The 18,113-nt window shown below is 36.9% G+C and carries 12 protein-coding genes, 1 tRNA gene and 1 pseudogene; 9 read left to right on the forward strand and 5 right to left on the reverse strand.

Annotation, left to right across the window (positions count from 1 at the left end):
- The 3 genes and pseudogenes from EZ456_RS25190 to recA form a co-directional block, all read left to right on the forward strand.
- Positions 1–297 (forward strand): annotated as a pseudogene (locus tag EZ456_RS25190) (hypothetical protein); the annotation flags it as partial.
- Between the two features lie 141 nt (positions 298–438).
- Complete coding sequence (gene nth, locus EZ456_RS23750) at positions 439–1,104, forward strand: endonuclease III (RefSeq protein WP_131534565.1); 666 nt, start codon at positions 439–441, stop codon at positions 1,102–1,104.
- A gap of 135 nt (positions 1,105–1,239) precedes the next feature.
- A complete protein-coding gene (gene recA / locus EZ456_RS23755) occupies positions 1,240–2,253 on the forward strand; it encodes a recombinase RecA (protein ID WP_131534567.1) in 1,014 nt (337 codons plus the stop codon).
- A 116-nt stretch (positions 2,254–2,369) separates the two neighbouring features.
- Here recA and EZ456_RS23760 read toward each other — a convergent pair whose 3' ends face one another.
- Positions 2,370–2,567, reverse strand: coding sequence for a hypothetical protein (locus EZ456_RS23760; RefSeq protein ID WP_131534514.1), 198 nt, complete (start codon positions 2,565–2,567; stop codon positions 2,370–2,372).
- A gap of 183 nt (positions 2,568–2,750) precedes the next feature.
- Positions 2,751–3,752 (reverse strand): tRNA (adenosine(37)-N6)-threonylcarbamoyltransferase complex transferase subunit TsaD, encoded by a 1,002-nt coding sequence (gene tsaD, locus EZ456_RS23765; RefSeq protein WP_131534516.1) that lies wholly within the window; start codon positions 3,750–3,752, stop codon positions 2,751–2,753.
- Positions 3,753–3,826: 74 nt separating this feature from the next.
- Between tsaD and EZ456_RS23770 the strand changes: the two genes are divergently transcribed.
- Positions 3,827–8,257 (forward strand): translocation/assembly module TamB domain-containing protein, encoded by a 4,431-nt coding sequence (locus EZ456_RS23770; RefSeq protein ID WP_131534518.1) that lies wholly within the window; start codon positions 3,827–3,829, stop codon positions 8,255–8,257.
- A 499-nt stretch (positions 8,258–8,756) separates the two neighbouring features.
- On the opposite strand, the gene EZ456_RS23775 is transcribed toward EZ456_RS23770, so the two are convergent.
- The 3 genes from EZ456_RS23775 to EZ456_RS23785 form a co-directional block, all read right to left on the reverse strand.
- Complete coding sequence (locus tag EZ456_RS23775; protein ID WP_131534520.1) at positions 8,757–9,968, reverse strand: bifunctional 3,4-dihydroxy-2-butanone-4-phosphate synthase/GTP cyclohydrolase II; 1,212 nt, start codon at positions 9,966–9,968, stop codon at positions 8,757–8,759.
- A 139-nt stretch (positions 9,969–10,107) separates the two neighbouring features.
- The gene (locus tag EZ456_RS23780; protein WP_131534522.1) at positions 10,108–11,532 is read right to left on the reverse strand and encodes an LptF/LptG family permease; all 1,425 of its coding nucleotides are present in this window, start codon (positions 11,530–11,532) and stop codon (positions 10,108–10,110) included.
- Between the two features lie 30 nt (positions 11,533–11,562).
- Positions 11,563–11,943, reverse strand: coding sequence for an START-like domain-containing protein (locus EZ456_RS23785; RefSeq protein WP_029278206.1), 381 nt, complete (start codon positions 11,941–11,943; stop codon positions 11,563–11,565).
- A gap of 1,149 nt (positions 11,944–13,092) precedes the next feature.
- Between EZ456_RS23785 and EZ456_RS23790 the strand changes: the two genes are divergently transcribed.
- The 5 genes from EZ456_RS23790 to EZ456_RS23810 all read left to right on the forward strand — a co-directional run bounded on the left by EZ456_RS23790 (position 13,093) and on the right by EZ456_RS23810 (position 17,776).
- Positions 13,093–13,166: transfer RNA gene (locus EZ456_RS23790), tRNA-Met, on the forward strand.
- Between the two features lie 399 nt (positions 13,167–13,565).
- On the forward strand, positions 13,566–14,381 hold the full coding sequence (locus EZ456_RS23795; protein WP_131534524.1) for a hypothetical protein: 816 nt from the start codon (positions 13,566–13,568) through the stop codon (positions 14,379–14,381).
- A gap of 114 nt (positions 14,382–14,495) precedes the next feature.
- Positions 14,496–14,945 (forward strand): hypothetical protein, encoded by a 450-nt coding sequence (locus EZ456_RS23800; protein ID WP_131534526.1) that lies wholly within the window; start codon positions 14,496–14,498, stop codon positions 14,943–14,945.
- Positions 14,932–16,758, forward strand: coding sequence for a DEAD/DEAH box helicase family protein (locus tag EZ456_RS23805; RefSeq protein ID WP_131534528.1), 1,827 nt, complete (start codon positions 14,932–14,934; stop codon positions 16,756–16,758). The genes EZ456_RS23800 and EZ456_RS23805 overlap by 14 nt, the downstream gene beginning before the upstream one ends.
- 517 nt (positions 16,759–17,275) lie before the next feature.
- Positions 17,276–17,776 (forward strand): hypothetical protein, encoded by a 501-nt coding sequence (locus EZ456_RS23810; protein ID WP_131534530.1) that lies wholly within the window; start codon positions 17,276–17,278, stop codon positions 17,774–17,776.
- The last annotated feature ends 337 nt before the right edge of the window (positions 17,777–18,113 follow it).

Raw genomic sequence — 18,113 nt, forward strand, 5'->3', positions numbered from 1 at the left:
CTTGGGCTGAAAGATGAATCGATGCAGGCAGCAGATGTATTCAGTTCGAACCAAATAGATTATCTAGATATGGTAAGACAACGAGTGGAAGGAGGCACAGAATTACAGAAAAATCCATACAAAAAGCAAACCCTGGCTTGGGCCACATGGTTATTAGCTAGACTGGCAGGATGGAGCGGATATAAATCTCATGGTCCACCAGGATATATCACAATCAAAGAGGGGTTAGATAAATTCAACCAACAATTTATAGTTTATGCACAAGTAATGGAACACAAAGATGTGTGTAAAGATTAGCTAAAAGAGGGGAATTATATACCAACTGATATTTTAACATCATTTATATTGATCTTTATGAAATTAATTATTTCTCAGGATGACAAATCGCAGTTTTACATTTCCCATAGTACATTTTCCATCTTTAACCTATATTTGCACATGCTTAAAAAAGAACGCTACAAACTTTTTGTAGAACATTTTTCGGCCAAGCAGCCTGATGCAGAAACCGAGTTACATTATAATAATCCCTATCAGCTTTTAGTGGCGGTAATCCTTTCAGCACAATGCACCGATAAAAGGGTAAATATGGTAACCCCTGCCCTTTTTCAACGTTTCCCTAATGCCAAAGCTTTGGCCGAAGCTACACCCGATATTGTTTTCGATTACATCAGAAGCATCAGCTACCCCAACAATAAGGCAAAACACTTAGTGGGCATGGCAAATATCCTCGTTAACGAATTCAAAGATGTAGTACCATCTGATATTGACGATCTGCAGAAAATGCCGGGCGTTGGCAGAAAAACGGCCAATGTAATTGCCTCGGTAATTTACAATGCACCGGCAATGGCGGTTGACACCCACGTTTTCCGTGTGGCCAACCGTTTGGGTTTAACTAACGGCAAAACCCCATTGGCGGTTGAAAAAGATTTAGTTAAAAACCTTCCCGAACACGATATCCATATTGCACACCACTGGCTTATTCTGCACGGACGTTATGTTTGTGTGGCCAGAAACCCCAAATGCGATGTTTGCGAAATTACCTACATGTGCAGGTACTTCGAACGCCTAACCGCCCAAAACGAAAGAGATAAATTAAAAGCTTAAAAAATTATTTTCAATTTACTATTGAAATTAGCTAAAAAACATTTACCTTAGCTAAATATTTTAGTATTATAAATATCAACAATTAAGTATATTAGCCGATAATCAATTATATTTACGCAATCAATGAAAAAAGAAATGAGCACTGCAAATCCAGATAAATTAAAAGCTTTACAACTTACTTTAGATAAACTAGAGAAATCTTACGGTAAAGGTACCATCATGAAACTTGGCGATTCTGCTATTGAGCCGATAGATTTTATTTCTACCGGATCAATCAGTTTAGATATTGCTTTAGGTATAGGCGGTGTGCCAAAAGGTCGTGTAATCGAAATTTATGGTCCAGAGTCTTCTGGTAAAACAACATTGGCTACGCACATTATTGCCGAAGCACAGAAACAAGGTGGTATTGCTGCTTTTATCGATGCAGAGCATGCTTTTGATCAGTTCTATGCGAAGAAACTAGGTGTAGATACGGATAACCTTTTAATCTCTCAACCAGATAATGGTGAGCAGGCCTTAGAAATTGCCGATAACTTAATCCGTTCGGGCGCTATTGATGTAATTGTAATTGACTCTGTTGCGGCTTTAGTTCCTAAAAGTGAAATTGAAGGCGAAATGGGCGACAGTAAAATGGGTTTACATGCCCGTTTAATGAGTCAGGCATTACGTAAATTAACCGGAACGATTTCTAAAACCGGATGTTGTTGCATTTTCATTAACCAGTTACGTGATAAAATTGGTGTAATGTTTGGTAATCCTGAAACCACAACAGGTGGCAATGCTTTGAAATTTTATGCATCAGTACGTTTAGATATTCGTCGTATTTCACAGATCAAAGATTCTGACGAAGTTTCTGGTAACCGTGTTAAAGTAAAAATTGTTAAAAATAAAGTAGCCCCTCCTTTCCGTATCGCAGAATTTGATGTGATGTTTGGTGAAGGCATTTCTAAAAACGGAGAAATTGTTGATTTAGGTGTTGATTTTGGAGTCATTAAAAAAGCAGGATCTTGGTATTCATACGGAGATACAAAACTTGGTCAAGGTAGAGATGCCGTAAAACAATTGTTAAGCGACAACCCTGAACTGGCGGAAGAATTAGAAGTTAAAATTAAAGCTGAAGTAACTGGCGATAAATTGGCTGAGAAATAAGCCGACCTTAAATTCTACAATATTAAAACGCCCTGCTAAAATTATTTAGCAGGGCGTTTTGCTTTATACATTATACTTATTTAATAGAACAAGCCTTTGTTGAAAAGCACAGCTATTTAGTTTTGACTAAAAATAGCGCTAAAATCTTTGGTTACATATACAATCACCAAAAGTGCAGCAATAACCAAAGCACCCAGGATAATTACCCCCCAACTCCCCTTCAGTTTGTTTTTATCATTTCTAATTAACCAATATAAAATACCGATTAGCGGTACCGCACAAACAATCCAAAATATTAACGATGCTCCAGTCATATGTAAAATTCAATTTAAACAATTATTCAGTTGGCAGTTTTTTTGCCGGTTTTCAATCTTTACGGAAGCACAGAAAACAAAGATCCTGAAATAAATTCAGGATGACGCTCACTAAGTGGTAACCAACTAATCAGTTTAGACAATTAACTATTGACTAATGAACCAATGACCAATGAACCAAAATTAAAACTCCATCCGCGCCATTGGCGAAACATCCTGCCCTACAAAATCCTGTTTCAGGTACTTCTGGTAACCCGCAATGGCAATCATACCAGCATTATCAGTACAATACTGAAACGCTGGGATATATATCTTCCAACCCAGTTCATCGGCAGTTTGTTGCAGGCCATTTCTTAAACCAGAGTTTGCCGAAACACCTCCTGCAATAGCAATTTCATTAATTCCGTATTGTTTTGCTGCTTTCTTTAACTTGTTCAGCAAAATTTGCACAATACTACGTTGAACCGATGCACAAATATCATCTAAATTTTCGGCAATAAAATTAGGATTCTCTTTTTCCTGCTTCCTGATAAAATACAGGATAGAAGTTTTAAAACCGCTAAAGCTAAAATTCAGATCGGCAATTTGTGGTTCGGCAAATTTAAAGGCCAAAGGATTTCCATGCTGTGCATGTTTATCAATTAATGGTCCGCCAGGATAAGGCAAGGCCAGTAATTTAGCGGTTTTATCAAAAGCTTCGCCCGCAGCATCGTCTAATGTTTCGCCAACAATTTCCATATCAAAGTAATCTTTTACCAGCACAATCTGTGTATGCCCGCCAGAAACGGTTAAACAGATAAACGGAAAATTTGGCTTAGGATCATCAATAAAGTGCGCCAATATGTGCGCATGCATATGATTGACAGAAATTAAAGGTATATTTAAAGCTAATGCAAAAGATTTTGCAAAAGAAACACCAACCAGTAACGATCCTAAAAGACCAGGGCCACGTGTAAAAGCTACGGCATTAATGTCTTGTTTTGTAACTTTAGCATTAATTAAAGCTTGTTGTACGGCAGGCACAATATTTTGTTGATGTACCCTTGAAGCTAATTCAGGTATAACACCACCATAATTTTGATGAATTGTTTGGTTTGCAATAACATTGGCAGTAATTTTGCCGTTGTTACAAATAGCAACGGATGTATCATCGCAAGAAGACTCGATAGCAAGTATAACAGACAAATTATTAATATTTAAGCTGCAAAATTATTAAAAAACTATTTAAAATACTCCTTTGGGTAATCGCATCAATAATTTTGCTGCTTGCGCTTGTTATTTTTTCGCTACAATTTAAGCCTGTTCAAACTTATTTTGCGCAGAAAGCTGCCGCATACTTATCAAAAGAGCTTAAAACTACCGTCTCCATCAAGAGTCTATACATCAAGCCTTTTAAATCTATCGTACTGGAAGATTTATTGATATTAGATTTACAGAAAGACACTTTATTGAGCACGCCACAATTTATGGTCGATATTAATCAATTATCCATTGAGAAAAAGATTATCGATATCAACACCGTTCAAATTAACAATGGCCAGTTTTTCCTAAAGGATTTCAAAGATAAGTCTTCTAACCTCGATTTCATCATCAACTACTTCGATTCTGGTAAACCCACGGTAAAGAAAAAGAAAAGTAAGCCATACGACATCAATATTGGTCGCATTATTTTAAATAAATTCGCCTTCAGGTATATCAATTACCGGGCAAAAGATACTACTCAAGGCAAAAGTGTAAACTTCGAAAATGTAAGTGTTAAAGAGTTGAGCGGAATTTTTGAAGGGCTCGATACCAAAACCCATTTGATTAAAACCAATATCAAAAACTTAACTTTTAAAGAGCGGAGCGGATTTTACCTTAAAAACTTAACCGCCCAAACCACAATAGATAGTAATGCTATCGAGCTGAAAAACTTATTGCTCGAAACCAATCAGAGTCGTTTAACCAATTACTTCCAAATGCGGTTTAAAAGCTATAAAGATTTTAACCACTATGTAGATAATGTGCGGATGAAAGCTATTTTTAAAGATAGCCATATTAACTCAAGAGATATAGCTTTCTTTGCGCCTGAACTAAACACCATGAAACTCGACCTGGATGTTGACGGCCAGATTACAGGTTTAGTGAATAACCTTAAAGCCAAAAAACTATCGTTAAGAACAGGAAAAGCCACACACATTAAGGGAGATTTTATTTTAAAGGGACTGCCGAAGTGGAAAGAAACCTTTATGGACCTCAACATTGAAATGGCGGGAACGAATAAAACCGATCTGGATGAAGTGCTGGCGGGTATTACTAACAGCAAGAAGAAAATTGTTCCGGTAATTGTAAATAAATTTGGCAACATTAACTTTAATGGAAGTTTTACTGGTTTCCAGAACGACTTTATTGCTTATGGCGAATTTAAAACCAAGCTTGGCCGTATCGTTTCAGATGTGAACATGAAAATCGATAAAAACGATGTTCCATCTTATACCGGGAACGTAAAAACCTACGATTTTAACCTTGGTAACCTGATTGACGAAAAAAGCCTTGGCCGCATCAGCTCTTCTTTATATGTTAAAGGGCGTGGCACGGAGCTTAAAGAGCTTACCGAGAAGATAAACGGCGATATAGACTATATCGATTTTAACAACTACCGTTACCACAATGTGAAGATTGATGGAACTTTTAACAAAAAATATTTCGATGGTAAGCTGAGCATTAACGACCGCAACGTTAAGCTGGTATTTGATGGTGGGGTAAACCTGAATCCTAAACTGCCTGTATTTAACTTTAATGCCACTATTTCTAAAGCAAAATTAAAGGCTTTAAAGCTTTTGAAAGATTCGTTGCAGGTTGATGCTAAATTTACGACCAATTTCTCGGGCACCAACCTGAACAATATATCGGGCAAATTATTAATCGAAGAAATTAGGCTGCAAAACCTGAAAGGCATTTACAGCGTAGATTCTGTACAGTTAATGGCCAACGGCACCGGTACCAGCCGAATACTGGATATCCGGTCGGATATTTTAGATGCCAGCATTAAAGGTGAATATGATTTAAATTCTATTGTTTCTTATTACAAAGCCATCGCCAAAACGTATATCCCTTCGCTAAAGGCCGATATTATAAAATACAAGAACCAGATTTTTCAGTTTAACTTAAAGGTTAAAAAATTCGAACCACTTGCACAGATATTTCTGCCAGGTTTAGAATTAGAAGAAGGTGCTACATTAACAGGCGATTTCGATTCGCGCAACAATACCGCAACGTTAAACGGCTTTGTTAAGAAACTAAAATACAATGGCATTGTGGTAAACAATATCATTCTCGATGAAAACACCACACCACAGCAACTTCAATTGATTGTTACTTCCGATCGGGTGCAGATAAACGACAGTTTATTTATTAAGGATGTGAACATTTCTAACATTCTGCGGAATGATAGTTTGGCCTTCAACGTAAAAATGTCGAATGCCGATGAAGCCAACCAGCTCGATTTAAACGGTTTGGTAGAGTTTACCAAAAACCAGGATACCACCGCCAGGTTGAGCGTATTGCCTTCAATCTTAAAAATCAACAGTGAAGAGTGGCGCATACAGGAGAAGGTGCGTATTGTGCTGAACAACGGCAAAACCGAAATCAGCAACTTCGATTTAACCAATGGGAAACAACAGCTCATCATCGATGGATTAATTTCGGAAGATCCTAAAGATTTAATCAGTGTTGGCTTTAAAGATTTTAACCTCAAAACCCTTAACCCCTTTACCAAAGGTTTTGGTGTTAAACTGGGCGGAAACCTGAACGGCACAACCGACTTGTATGGCGTATTAAAAGCACCAAGGGTAACCGACGATTTAAAGATCGATTCATTAAACTTTAACGATATCTATATCGGTACTTTAACCGATACCTCATCGTACAGCAACGAAAGCAAAAAAATCAATGTATTTACCCGCATTATGGCCGACGATTCGGAGACTTTTAAACTAACGGGAAATCTCGATCTAAAAGAAAAAGAAATTGACCTCGCTGTAAAAATGGATGAAAGCAAGCTTACTATCCTCGAGCCTTTTGTTAAACAACTGGTATCCAATTTAAAAGGAAATATCTCAGCAGATTTAACCATAAAAGGTAAATTTGACAAACCTGAAATTAATGGAAATGTATCGTTAAATAAGGCACAGCTGATGGTAAACTACCTTAAAACCACTTATGTAATTACCGATGATGTGGAAATAAATAACAGCGTAGTTCAACTCGGAGATTTTGAACTTAAGGACCTTGAAGGTCACGAAGCCACAGCACGTGGTTCCGTAGATCTAAACGACATTAACTATCCTACATTAAAAGTAACGGTAAATGCAAACAGTTTAATGGCCTTAAACACTACCGCGAAAGACAATTCTGTATACTATGGCCGCGCTTATGGCACAGGTGTATTTACGTTTACAGGGCCAACCAATAAGATGAAAATCGATATTAAGGCGAAAACGGAAAAAGGAACCGTGTTTAACCTTCCTCTAAACAGTTCTGAAACCATATCAGATAAAGACTTCATTAATTTTGTAAGCCGAGATTCCACTGTGTTGGTAAAGAAAAAAACCAACTTTGATGGCCTAACGCTAACCTTCAAATTAACGATCGACCCGAATACCACAGCGAATATATTTACTACCCTGGGTAATTTAAGTGGCAAGGGTAATGCCGAGCTAAACTTAAACATCAATAGTTTTGGCGATTTTGAAATGTCTGGCGATTACATCATCGAGACCGGAAGTTTCGATTTTACGGCCCAGGAGGTAATCAATAAAAAATTCGAAATCAGGCAAGGTGGAACCATCCGCTGGACGGGTAATCCTACTGCTGCACAGATTAACTTAAAAGCCGTGTATGCTTTGAGGGCAAGTTTAAACGACCTTTACAAAGCAGCCAACCGCGATGCCAGCAGCAATGCCAACCAAAGGGTAAATACTGAGGTAGAGATGGGATTAACGGGTTTACTGTTAAAACCAGATATTAAGCTAGACATCAATTTCCCTGCACAGCCTTCTATTAAAGAGGAACTTCAAACCTATTTCAGCGATCAGAACAACCTGAATCTGCAGGCTTTCAGTTTAATCATCAGAAGAAGTTTTGCCCCTGGAAATGGTGGCGAATCGATCGGAAATCAGCTAAGCTCTACCGCAACCAGTACTGCTACAGAGTTGGTATTTAACCAGTTTAACAATGTACTTTCTTCATTAAACTTAAATTTTGTCGATTTGAACGTTCGCTCTTTGAGCGAGGCTAATGCATCTTTTAAGTTCTTTAGCGATCGTTTAATTATTAATGCGGGTATTGTAGATCGAAACAGTGTGAACGATTTTACCGTTATCGATTTCTCTAAAGACAATGTAGGCAGAGAAGTTGAGGCACTTTTCTTAATTAAAAAAGATGGAAGCTTAACCGTAAAGGCTGCAAATAAACCACCTACGCAACAAAGTATATTCTTAAACAGTGGGATTAGTTCAACGGCAAATGTAACCTCTTTTGGTTTGGTATACACCCAGCAATTTGATACATTTAAGGAGTTTATTCAGAAAATTTCTGGTGCTTACCGCCGAAACCTGAAAAGGAAACAAAGCCAGGCACCTGTTAAAACGAATAAATCGATTAATAAAGAAGCAATTATTAATCAGAGTAAAGGGAACCAACGGAGGTAAAGGGTTAGGGTTGAGGGGTTAGGAGGTTCATTGGTCATTCATTCATGCGTAGTCGTCATTCCCACGCATGCGGCAACCACCAAGTGCTCAGCGAAGCTAATCTTAATGGCCGTTGCATTACGGTCTTGAATTAATCTTTACATCTACATACAATATAGATCCTGAAATGAATCCGATAGCTATCGGATCAGGAGGACGAACGCGGAAGGAGAGAACGGCGTCATTCCCACGCAGGTGGGAATCTTAATGCTTATGGCACGATGAGATTCCCAATCAAGTTGGGAATGACGAACGCCGTGGAAATGACGCCTGAGTGGGACGAGCGCGAGATGACAGCTGCATAATATACATCCGTGTTTTCGGTGCTTCCGTGGCAAATAAATCTGCATAAAAAAACCAACAATCAAACACCTGTTCAACTGTTGGTCTTGTATAAGTTTTCAATTAGCAGTTTTCAGTTCGCACAATCCAAACTGTCAACTGCAGACTGTTAACCGAATTATCCTTTCATAATCGAATGGCCCATTTTATCTCTTTTAGTGGTTAAATAACGCTCGTTATGTACGTTACTTGCAATTTCGATCGGAATGTTTTCTACCACTTCTAAGCCATAACCAATTAAACCTGCTCTTTTGGTTGGGTTATTACTCATTAAACGCATTTTAGTAACCCCTTCTGATCGAAGGATCTGGGCACCTACGCCATAATCGCGTTCATCACCTTTAAAGCCTAATTTAATATTCGCTTCTACTGTATCGAAACCTGCATCCTGTAAGTTATACGAACGTAATTTATTAATTAGCCCGATGCCTCTACCCTCCTGGTTCATGTATACGACTATACCTTTGCCTTCTTTTTCGATCATTTCTAATGCCTTGTGCAACTGCGGACCGCAATCGCAACGGCAGGACCCAAAGATATCGCCAGTTACACAAGAGCTGTGTACACGTGCTAAAATAGGTTCGTTGGCATTCCATTCGCCTTTAGAAATGGCTAAATGTGTAGCATTATTATCTAACTGCGTATAAGCCGTCATTTTAAAATCGCCCCAAGCGGTAGGTAAATCGATGGTAACTTCTTGTTTAACCAAACTATCAATGGTTAAACGGTAGGCGATTAAATCTTCGATTGAAATAATTTTTAACTGGTGCTGTTCGGCAATTTTAAATAAATCAGGCAATCTGGCCATTTCGCCATCTTCCTTTAAAATTTCAACCAATAAACCTGCAGGTTTCATGCCGGCTAAACGCGCTAAATCTACCGCAGCCTCCGTATGACCTGCACGGCGGATTACGCCACCATCTTTGGCAATTAAGGGAAAAATATGTCCTGGTCTGCCCAACTCTTCAGGGTTGGTTTTAGGATTAACCAAAGCCAGCATGGTTTTAGAACGATCGCTTGCCGAAATCCCTGTGGTACAACCATGTCCAACCAGATCTACCGAAACCGTAAAATTAGTTTCGTAAGCTGCCGTATTTTTACCCACCATCAGGTTAAGGTTTAACTCTTTACAACGTTCTTCTGTTAGTGGTGCACAAATTAACCCACGGCCATAAGTAGCCATAAAATTAATGATCTCGGGCGTTGCATTTTCGGCTGCCGTTAAAAAATCACCTTCGTTCTCTCTATTCTCATCGTCTACAACAATAATCACTTTACCAGCTTTTATATCTGCGATGGCCTCTTCTATTGTGTTTAATTTTGTTTGCATTTTATAAACATTATGGGGCAAATGGTGTGTAAGACGTATTAAAATCAATTTATAGCACAAACAATAACCCGTACAAATGTACAACCTTATTGAGCAATATTTGGATTAAAATATCATCTGTAAGTAAAGGAAAAAGCGCCTATTTTTCCTTCTTTTTAAACACTTGAAGGAAGAGTTGTTTGTAGTAATTTACATCGAACAAGGCCGAATCTACTGTAGCTTTATAGGTTAAAAAGGCCGCTAAAGGCGATAAAACAATTACGGCAATCCACATCCCGAATATCGGGTTCAAGTTACCTTCGCGTGCTGATTTTTCGGCCACCGTGGTAATAATATGATATACCAGGAAGAAACAAATGGCCACCACAACGGGTAAACCCATTCCTCCTTTTCGAATAATGGCACCCAATGGCGCACCAATAAAAAACAACAGGATACAAGATGCAGCCAGGGTAAATTTACGCTGGTACTCTACCGTGGCAAAAATAATTTCGCCGGTTAAATCGGTTTGGCGCGGGCCCCAGTTGGGCACGTGCTGCATAATATTCGCCACCGTATTGTTGGCATTATCAAGGGCCAGTTTCCGCGATCCGTTAGGGATATTCTTCAGTATTACATCATCAATCTCTTTCGGTACGACTTTTACCTTGGTATAACCTTTAGTAACATTAAACTGCTTAAAGTTGCTGGTGAGGTTGGCAATGGTTCGCATTTTCATCGTATCCAACTGCTTGGTCAGCGAATCGCGTTTTTTGGTAATCCCTTTTAGGTTTAACATAGGCGTACTGTTTCCGAAAGCATTAGGATCGGTGGTATTGCCATCAAAAGACGACATATCGAAACGCGGTGAGGTTTCTTTAAAACGATTCCGCGTAAAAACCTGTCGTGGGTTGTACATCCCGTTTTTCGAAGCTTGCTCTTCGTACTGCACGCCATTTTTAAGAGAAAGCACTAAATACCTGCCATCGGCAGTTTTGTTCATTTTGCCTTCTCTGGCCAGAATTACCTTCGGAATCCCATTATTTTCCCGGTGATCGTAAATCATGATGTTATGCAGGGTACCATCTTCCTCTTTTGAATCGACACGAATGGCATAACCTGGAATGGCATTATTAAAAACCCCTGGTTTGATTAAAAATGAAAGTTTTTTGTTCCTGATATCGTACAGCAGCGAGCCAAATTTCAGGTTGGCTTTGGGTAACATGTAGTTGGCAAAAAAGAAGGATGCTATGGTGAGCATCAAAATCACCACAAACAAGGGGCGCATGGCTTTCTGCAAAGAAATCCCCGCCGATTTAATAGCCACCAGCTCATAATTTTCGCCCAGTGTACCAAAAGTCATGATGGAAGAAAGCAATACCGATAGTGGCAGCGCCATCGATACGTTGGCGGCCGAGGCGTAATACATCAGCTCCAAAATGGTGTACCATTCGAAACCTTTTCCTATTAAATCATCAATCCATTTAAACAGAAAAAACATTAATAGAATAAACATCATAACAAAAAACGTTGCTATGAATGGCCTCACAAATGCTTTTATTAATAGAAGATGTATTTTTTTCACCTTACAAAGGTAAACAATACGAAGATAATATTACGCACCCAATACGCTAATCAGATAATCGATCTGGTTATCCCAGATTAATTTTTTCTCTGCAAGAAGCTCATCGGTCGTAAAATCAGTAATGGAGAGGGCTACATCATTGGTTAGTTCGTCCTGTACAATTTCCATCTCAAAATAACATTGAGGTTCGTCATCCAGCCACTTAAATTTAACCAGCTTATTTTCTTTAATGGAAACCAGTTTTGCTTTTTGCTGCTCATCATCCCAGGTAAAAGTATATACCTGATCGCGGAAATTCACATCGTCCGCAAACCATTGCGATAAGCCGTTTGGCTCACTTATAAAACTATACAATATTCTTGGTGACGATCTAACTTCGTACTCTAGTGTAAATTTTTTCTTTTCTGCCATGTTAGTACACTACCAGGATAATTTCCGGACTATTTTTTAATATTATTTTTCTAAAGAAAGGTAATTTATTCTATATCTGCAACAATATAATTTTTATTGGTTTCAGGCGGTGTTTCATTGGTTCATTTACCATTGGTTCAGCGGTTATTGGGTTTGTTGGGGTTAATCGGTTAATTGTTTAAATCGCTTAACTGGTTTCGGACTAAAAGCTCCATCTTACATTTTCCATGTTTTTAACCACAAAGCGCACCGAGAGAAGGCACAAAGGTCGCGGAGCTGGGGGATAAAAAATACACTAAGTCTGTTATAAAAAAGCGGACGTACAGTTCTTTTATCATATAAGGAATTTTAGACCATTTAAGTTTGATTGAGCTTATATGAACCTTATATGTCTTAAATGGTTAAGAAAAAGATGCGGCCTAGCTACCGCCCAGTAGCCCCCTCTTGCGTCATTGCGAGGCCGATCTTTCATCGAACGAAGCAATCTTACTAAGATCGCTTATAGATTAATTGTCTCTAATTGAATAATGAAACTGATGTTATCCTCGTAAATAGATCCTGAAACAAGTCCACGATGACGAACGCAGGGAGATTAATTGACTCTGGACTAAAGACTTCCAACTCTGGACAGACTAATTCCTTTACCTATCCTTTACCATTTCTTTACCCTTTCTAGGCACCAAGTTAACCCCAGGTTAACCCTTTGCTTACCAATTCTTTACTCTGGCGTTACCTCATTTATTACCTAAAGGTAAAGGATTGGCGAATATCAGCTATAGCCAAGGTTACCTTGGGGATGACCTGGTAACTCCAGGGAGTAATCAATCTTTTTATCAGCACAAATGGCCAGCTGAAATACCCCCGCACATCCCGTAAGCAATAGGCTTGATGATAGGCTAAGACTAGAAATAGGTTAATTTAGCAGTATCCGTCGAAATGATGCACTTCGTTGCGTTATTTACTTCAAAAAACACCCTCACTAAGGACTAAAATGGTAGCAACCACCCACCAAAAACATTCAAATTTACTGAGCAATAGCGCTTTAAAGTATTTTTCACATTTCTTTTTAATAGAATGTATATTTATTCTATATTTGCAACTCTTAAAAATAACCACATCGATATTTACGTTTTTAGTAAATATTAACCCGGCGGGGTAGCTCAGATGGTTAGAGCGCAGGATTCATAACCCTGAGGTCGGCAGTTCGATCCTGCTCCCCGCTACTGATTAAAAGCTCATCGAAAGATGGGCTTTTTTTGTTTATGGGTGCACTGAGTGAGTTTTCTATCGCATTAAAAGTATTTTCTGCTTACTTCAAATATAACCTTTTCTCTGCCATTACATAGAATTTGCTTGATAAATCTACAGCCTATTGGCGCATCTACTGGCGCAGATTTTTGATCTTTGCCTCTTATAAAGAATTAGTAAAACTCCTTCAGCCATTTCAGTATCTATAAAACCAAAGTACCAATCGGATTTTGTTCTAGACAATATCCATTTTCTAAACCTTCCCCTTAAATAATAGAATTAAACTAAATTCTGGATATTCTCAAAACTTCTACCCTCATAAATAGTCAGGTAAATATTTCTTCAATATATTAGGCATCTTAAATTAAAGCATAATGTCTGATTCGTTATTAAAAATAACCCTCAATCCCGATCTTGATAAATTATCTGCATATATTTCTAAAGCTATGATAGCTAGATACCAAAAGACTGGTGTTTATTTAGAATCAACAATGTCCGAATCTTATTATAATAAAATTCATGACAGCCTCATCAAAACATTTGAAAAGAATAACCTAATTGAGCATAAGGATGAGTTGCTATACATTATTTTAACGGAAGACGAAATTCTAGGTGATATGATGCTCGATGCAGAAATGCAATATGAGGAATTACAAAATACAATTGAAGTTTCAGAGTTTCTCTTAGCTTTTAAAAGGGCTACTGATAACCCAAACTTTCAAATTGGCATTAAAGAAAATATCGGAACAACCTTCAAACCTAAGACTCAAAGTGCCTACATTAGAAATCACGAAATTTCAAAATGGATGTGTCAGCTTATATTTGATGCGTTCGAAGCTAGAAATTACCCTCGTCATTTACTAGGGGACACTTTTTTAGAACAGTTCTATAAATATAACGAAGATCCAAACACACCAATAGATTTGTCAAATCTAGAAAAAGTAACTAAGCTTAAAAATAAAAACCCCTCAGTTCTCAAAAGGAAAAAATATGTTGAGTTATGCAAATATGTAGGTAAATATCTAGAACTCCATACCCATCTTAATACACCAGATGGAGTAAAATTAACAGATGCAAGAGCAGAGTTTTATTTCGATATCCTCGAAGCGCTTAATATTTTGAACAGACATACTATTCAGTCAGATCCCAAAGATTATATCACCTCAATGTTTCAAAAACACAACGACTAAACAACTGATTTACAAAGATATAAAAGTCAAAAATAACAACTAATTTCCGTTGCCTCCCACCTTCTAAAACCTGAAGATTTTTGCATTGCGTTATCAAATTAACGCTCAGATAAAATGCAAAACTCAGATGATTTTTTAGCTCTTTATAATGCTAAAAAAGTACAAGGAAGAAGTGACTTATGTCCAAGAATAGGTTACTACAAAATCATTTCTGTTTATCAAGATTTCTGCTTTGGTAAAATTTCAACAATAGCAAAAGCTCATTGGAAATTAAGAAAATCAGATTCTTATTCCGATCTAATTGTCACCGTTCAACTTCAATCCTTTAAAAAAGGGGATAATCCATTAATCTCAAATAACATAATAGACTGTGAGATAGAAGTTAGCAAGGCTATTTGGCTACCAAACATTGCATCATTTGATCTAAATTGGGAATTAAAACAAAAACCAATATTTAATACTAGGGAGATAAATAAGTTATTTTCTCGCAAGATTAAGGATTTCAATATTGCTCATGTTGATTCTATGAGCTGTGGAAAGGAGGTTGAAGATGGAAGTTACTAATCTCTACCTAACCACGCAGTATATCACGCAACACGATGACTTTACGAACGGAACACCATCAAATTTCATAATATATAAGACATTATGCGGACTCGGTGCGACGCATGGAGAAGCTCTATTATATAAGCGGCATAGCATAATACTTCTACCGAACACGCCAGTTCTTATCGGAAAAAAAACTGAAAAGGAGGAAGATGGTAGCTTGAGCTATCCAGAAATCTTCATTGTTTATGAAGATGTGAGTAAAGCTGAACTAGAAGAATATTTAAGAGACAGCACTATCAAATTCAAAAAAATCCTCTGTACTCCTGAAGCATATAAATATAAAGTTAGGGATGCCATAATGGAGAATGGAACATTTGATTTATATAATGATTTCTTTATGCTTATCGACGAATGTGATTCGTTAGTTAAGACAGTCTTTTTCCGTGGAAAAATAGTCTCGCCACTGATTGATTTCTTCAAATTCAAAGATAAATCTATGATTTCTGCAACACCACTCAAGCCATCAGATCCTAGATTTGAAGAAAATGGATTTAAAATCCTTAAGGTAGTTCCGCAGTTTGATTACAAAAAAGAGATTGATATAATCCACACCAATAACATCAGTGCATCGCTTAAATACGCCATTAAAGAAAATGAAGATGATCAAATATTTATTTTCGTTAATTCCACCAAATTAAGTGTCAAATTGATTAGAAAGTTAGGTCTAGAGAAGGATAGCAAGGTATTTTGCTCAGAGGAAAAGGTACGAGAGCTAAGAAATAAAATGAATTTTAGAAGTGCTGGATCAGAACTAAAAACATTAAAAAAGTACAACTTTTTAACTTCAAGGTTTTTTAGTGCAGTTGACATAAAGTTACAAATTAAACCATCCGTAATTATGCTTACAGACTTGCACAGAGCACCTTTTTCATTATTGGATCCTTACAGCGACTGCATACAAATTGTTGGAAGATTTAGAAATGGAGTCAATAAAACTATTCATATTACCAACACTAATGCTGACATTGAATTTAGAACCAGAGAAGATGCTACAAAATATATTGATGAATCTTACGAATGCTATCAAGAGATAGTCGAAATCAAAAATAGAATAAATACAAGCTATGGTGTTGAAACCGCAAACCAAGCCATGGAACGCACAGATATTCACAAATTCGTCAATGAGGATAGGACAATTAACTACTTTGCTTGCGACAGTTTCCACCTTCACCAACAAATCAAATCCTACTATCGTAAGATTAGGTTGTTAGGTAAAGCCTACACCGACACTAATTACTTCATTCCAAAGGTGCTCGAAAGATTATATGATGCTGATGATGCTTTTATTGATATACTTGAAGATGAAGAAATTAGTAAATCGAAACTTTGTGAATGCGTAGGTAGTCTTTTGCTTTTTCACGATAATCCACAAAACAACTTAATTACATATGTTGATGAAGAATTATACCTTAAGCTAAGACAAGATTATCCAGAACAAGCTAAATACTACGATAAACTGGGTTACGCCAAAATGAAAACGCTAGATTTCAATTTAGCTAAAATGAAGGCTGAATTAAACAGACTACTGAAAGAAGAGATTCTAAATGATCCATATCTCAAAGAAGCCATAAAGTCTTTATATGTAGTTGGAGACATGCCAATTAAAACTAAATGCAAAGATTCAATTGAAGATATTTACTCAAACTTTGGATACAATAGCAAAGTAAAAGCCACAGAAATACATAAATATTACGAAGCTAAAAGTACCACAATTGATACTCCAGATGGAAAAAAGCATGCTTGGAAAATACTTTCGATAAAGCCTTAATGAAAATATCCGAAATTATTATAATACCTATTTTTAACACCTCCATTTATATTTTGGATACTACGCACCAATTCATTTGGTGCTTTTTTAGTTTTGTCCCTCATAAAAGTAAAGGTGGGAAGTCAAAAATAAAATTTTCCAAAAAATTTTTAAATGTCTAATTTTTTCAAGCCCCCACTAAGAGAATGTAGCCCCGTACTTCGATTAAGGAAAAAGAATTTGCTACTTACTTTTTATTAGGGCTATCTTTTCGAAAAAAATCAGAGAGAATTAAACAAGAACTGAACCTCTGACAACTGAAAATCCAACGAAATAAATTTAAAGCTAAAAAGCGTTTTCAATATCATACTTAATAAGGCTATAGCCTGAGCTATAACCAACTCCTAACTTATTGAACCAATATAAAGCACCACGACCAGAAATCGTGGTTTTTTTATGTCCAAAATTTAGCAATACAGAGAAAAATACCCCTCATAAAAAGTAAAACAATTGATTATACACCATAAAATTTAGAAAAATGAAAACAAAAACACGTACAGAAACTAAAACGAAATTGGTTTTAGTAAATGCTGATCTACAGCAGAACAATGATTTAGTTGAACAAGCTTATACAGCTATTACGAATGTTGCATCCGATTTGCTTAAGAAGTTTGAACTGACTAAATACAGGACTCATATTTCTGTTGAGCATTGCAAAGATCCACAGAATACCAATTTGGTGCGAGAATACATCTGCTTCTTCTGGAACATTACCATTAGTAATAGTAAGGAGGGTAAATCGTACATCTTTATCTCGATTGATGAAAGTGGAATTGAAAAGTTTGGCAGTGGATTAACTAATTTGCTATTGAGGAGCGCTTTTAAGATCACTGAATCTTTAGAAGGGAAACAAAGCATTGAATATTCAATGAGGGTTAATTATATGCCAATGGACATTCACAACTTCTTTTACAGGAGAATTGTCGAGGGGGAAACAGATTTTGTAAGTTTATTTACTGTAGAACATTTACAATCTTAAAAATTAAGGCACAGCAATGTGCTTTAATTTAATTCTCCTTTATATCTTTACGTCAATCAAAATTTTAGATATAAAAAGCAGAAATTAATTTAATTAAAATATTAGCGTAAGCTATCAGTTCTTGTCTAAGAAATCTGGAAAATTACAAAGACAACAAGAGCAGATAAGTTTTCGCCTATGCCAAAAGCGTAGGCTGACTTGTTTGTTGTTGTCAGGTTTTTCCAGAACCTCTTAGACGCAGACTAAGCTCAGTCCTGCGCTTTTTTCATTTACGGTTTGCCGTAATTATTACCAATTCCAAGCAAATATCTTTGAGGCAAGTCCCACCTCATCGCAT

The sequence above is a fragment of the Pedobacter psychrodurus genome (assembly GCF_004331735.1).
Lineage (GTDB): Bacteria > Bacteroidota > Bacteroidia > Sphingobacteriales > Sphingobacteriaceae > Pedobacter > Pedobacter psychrodurus.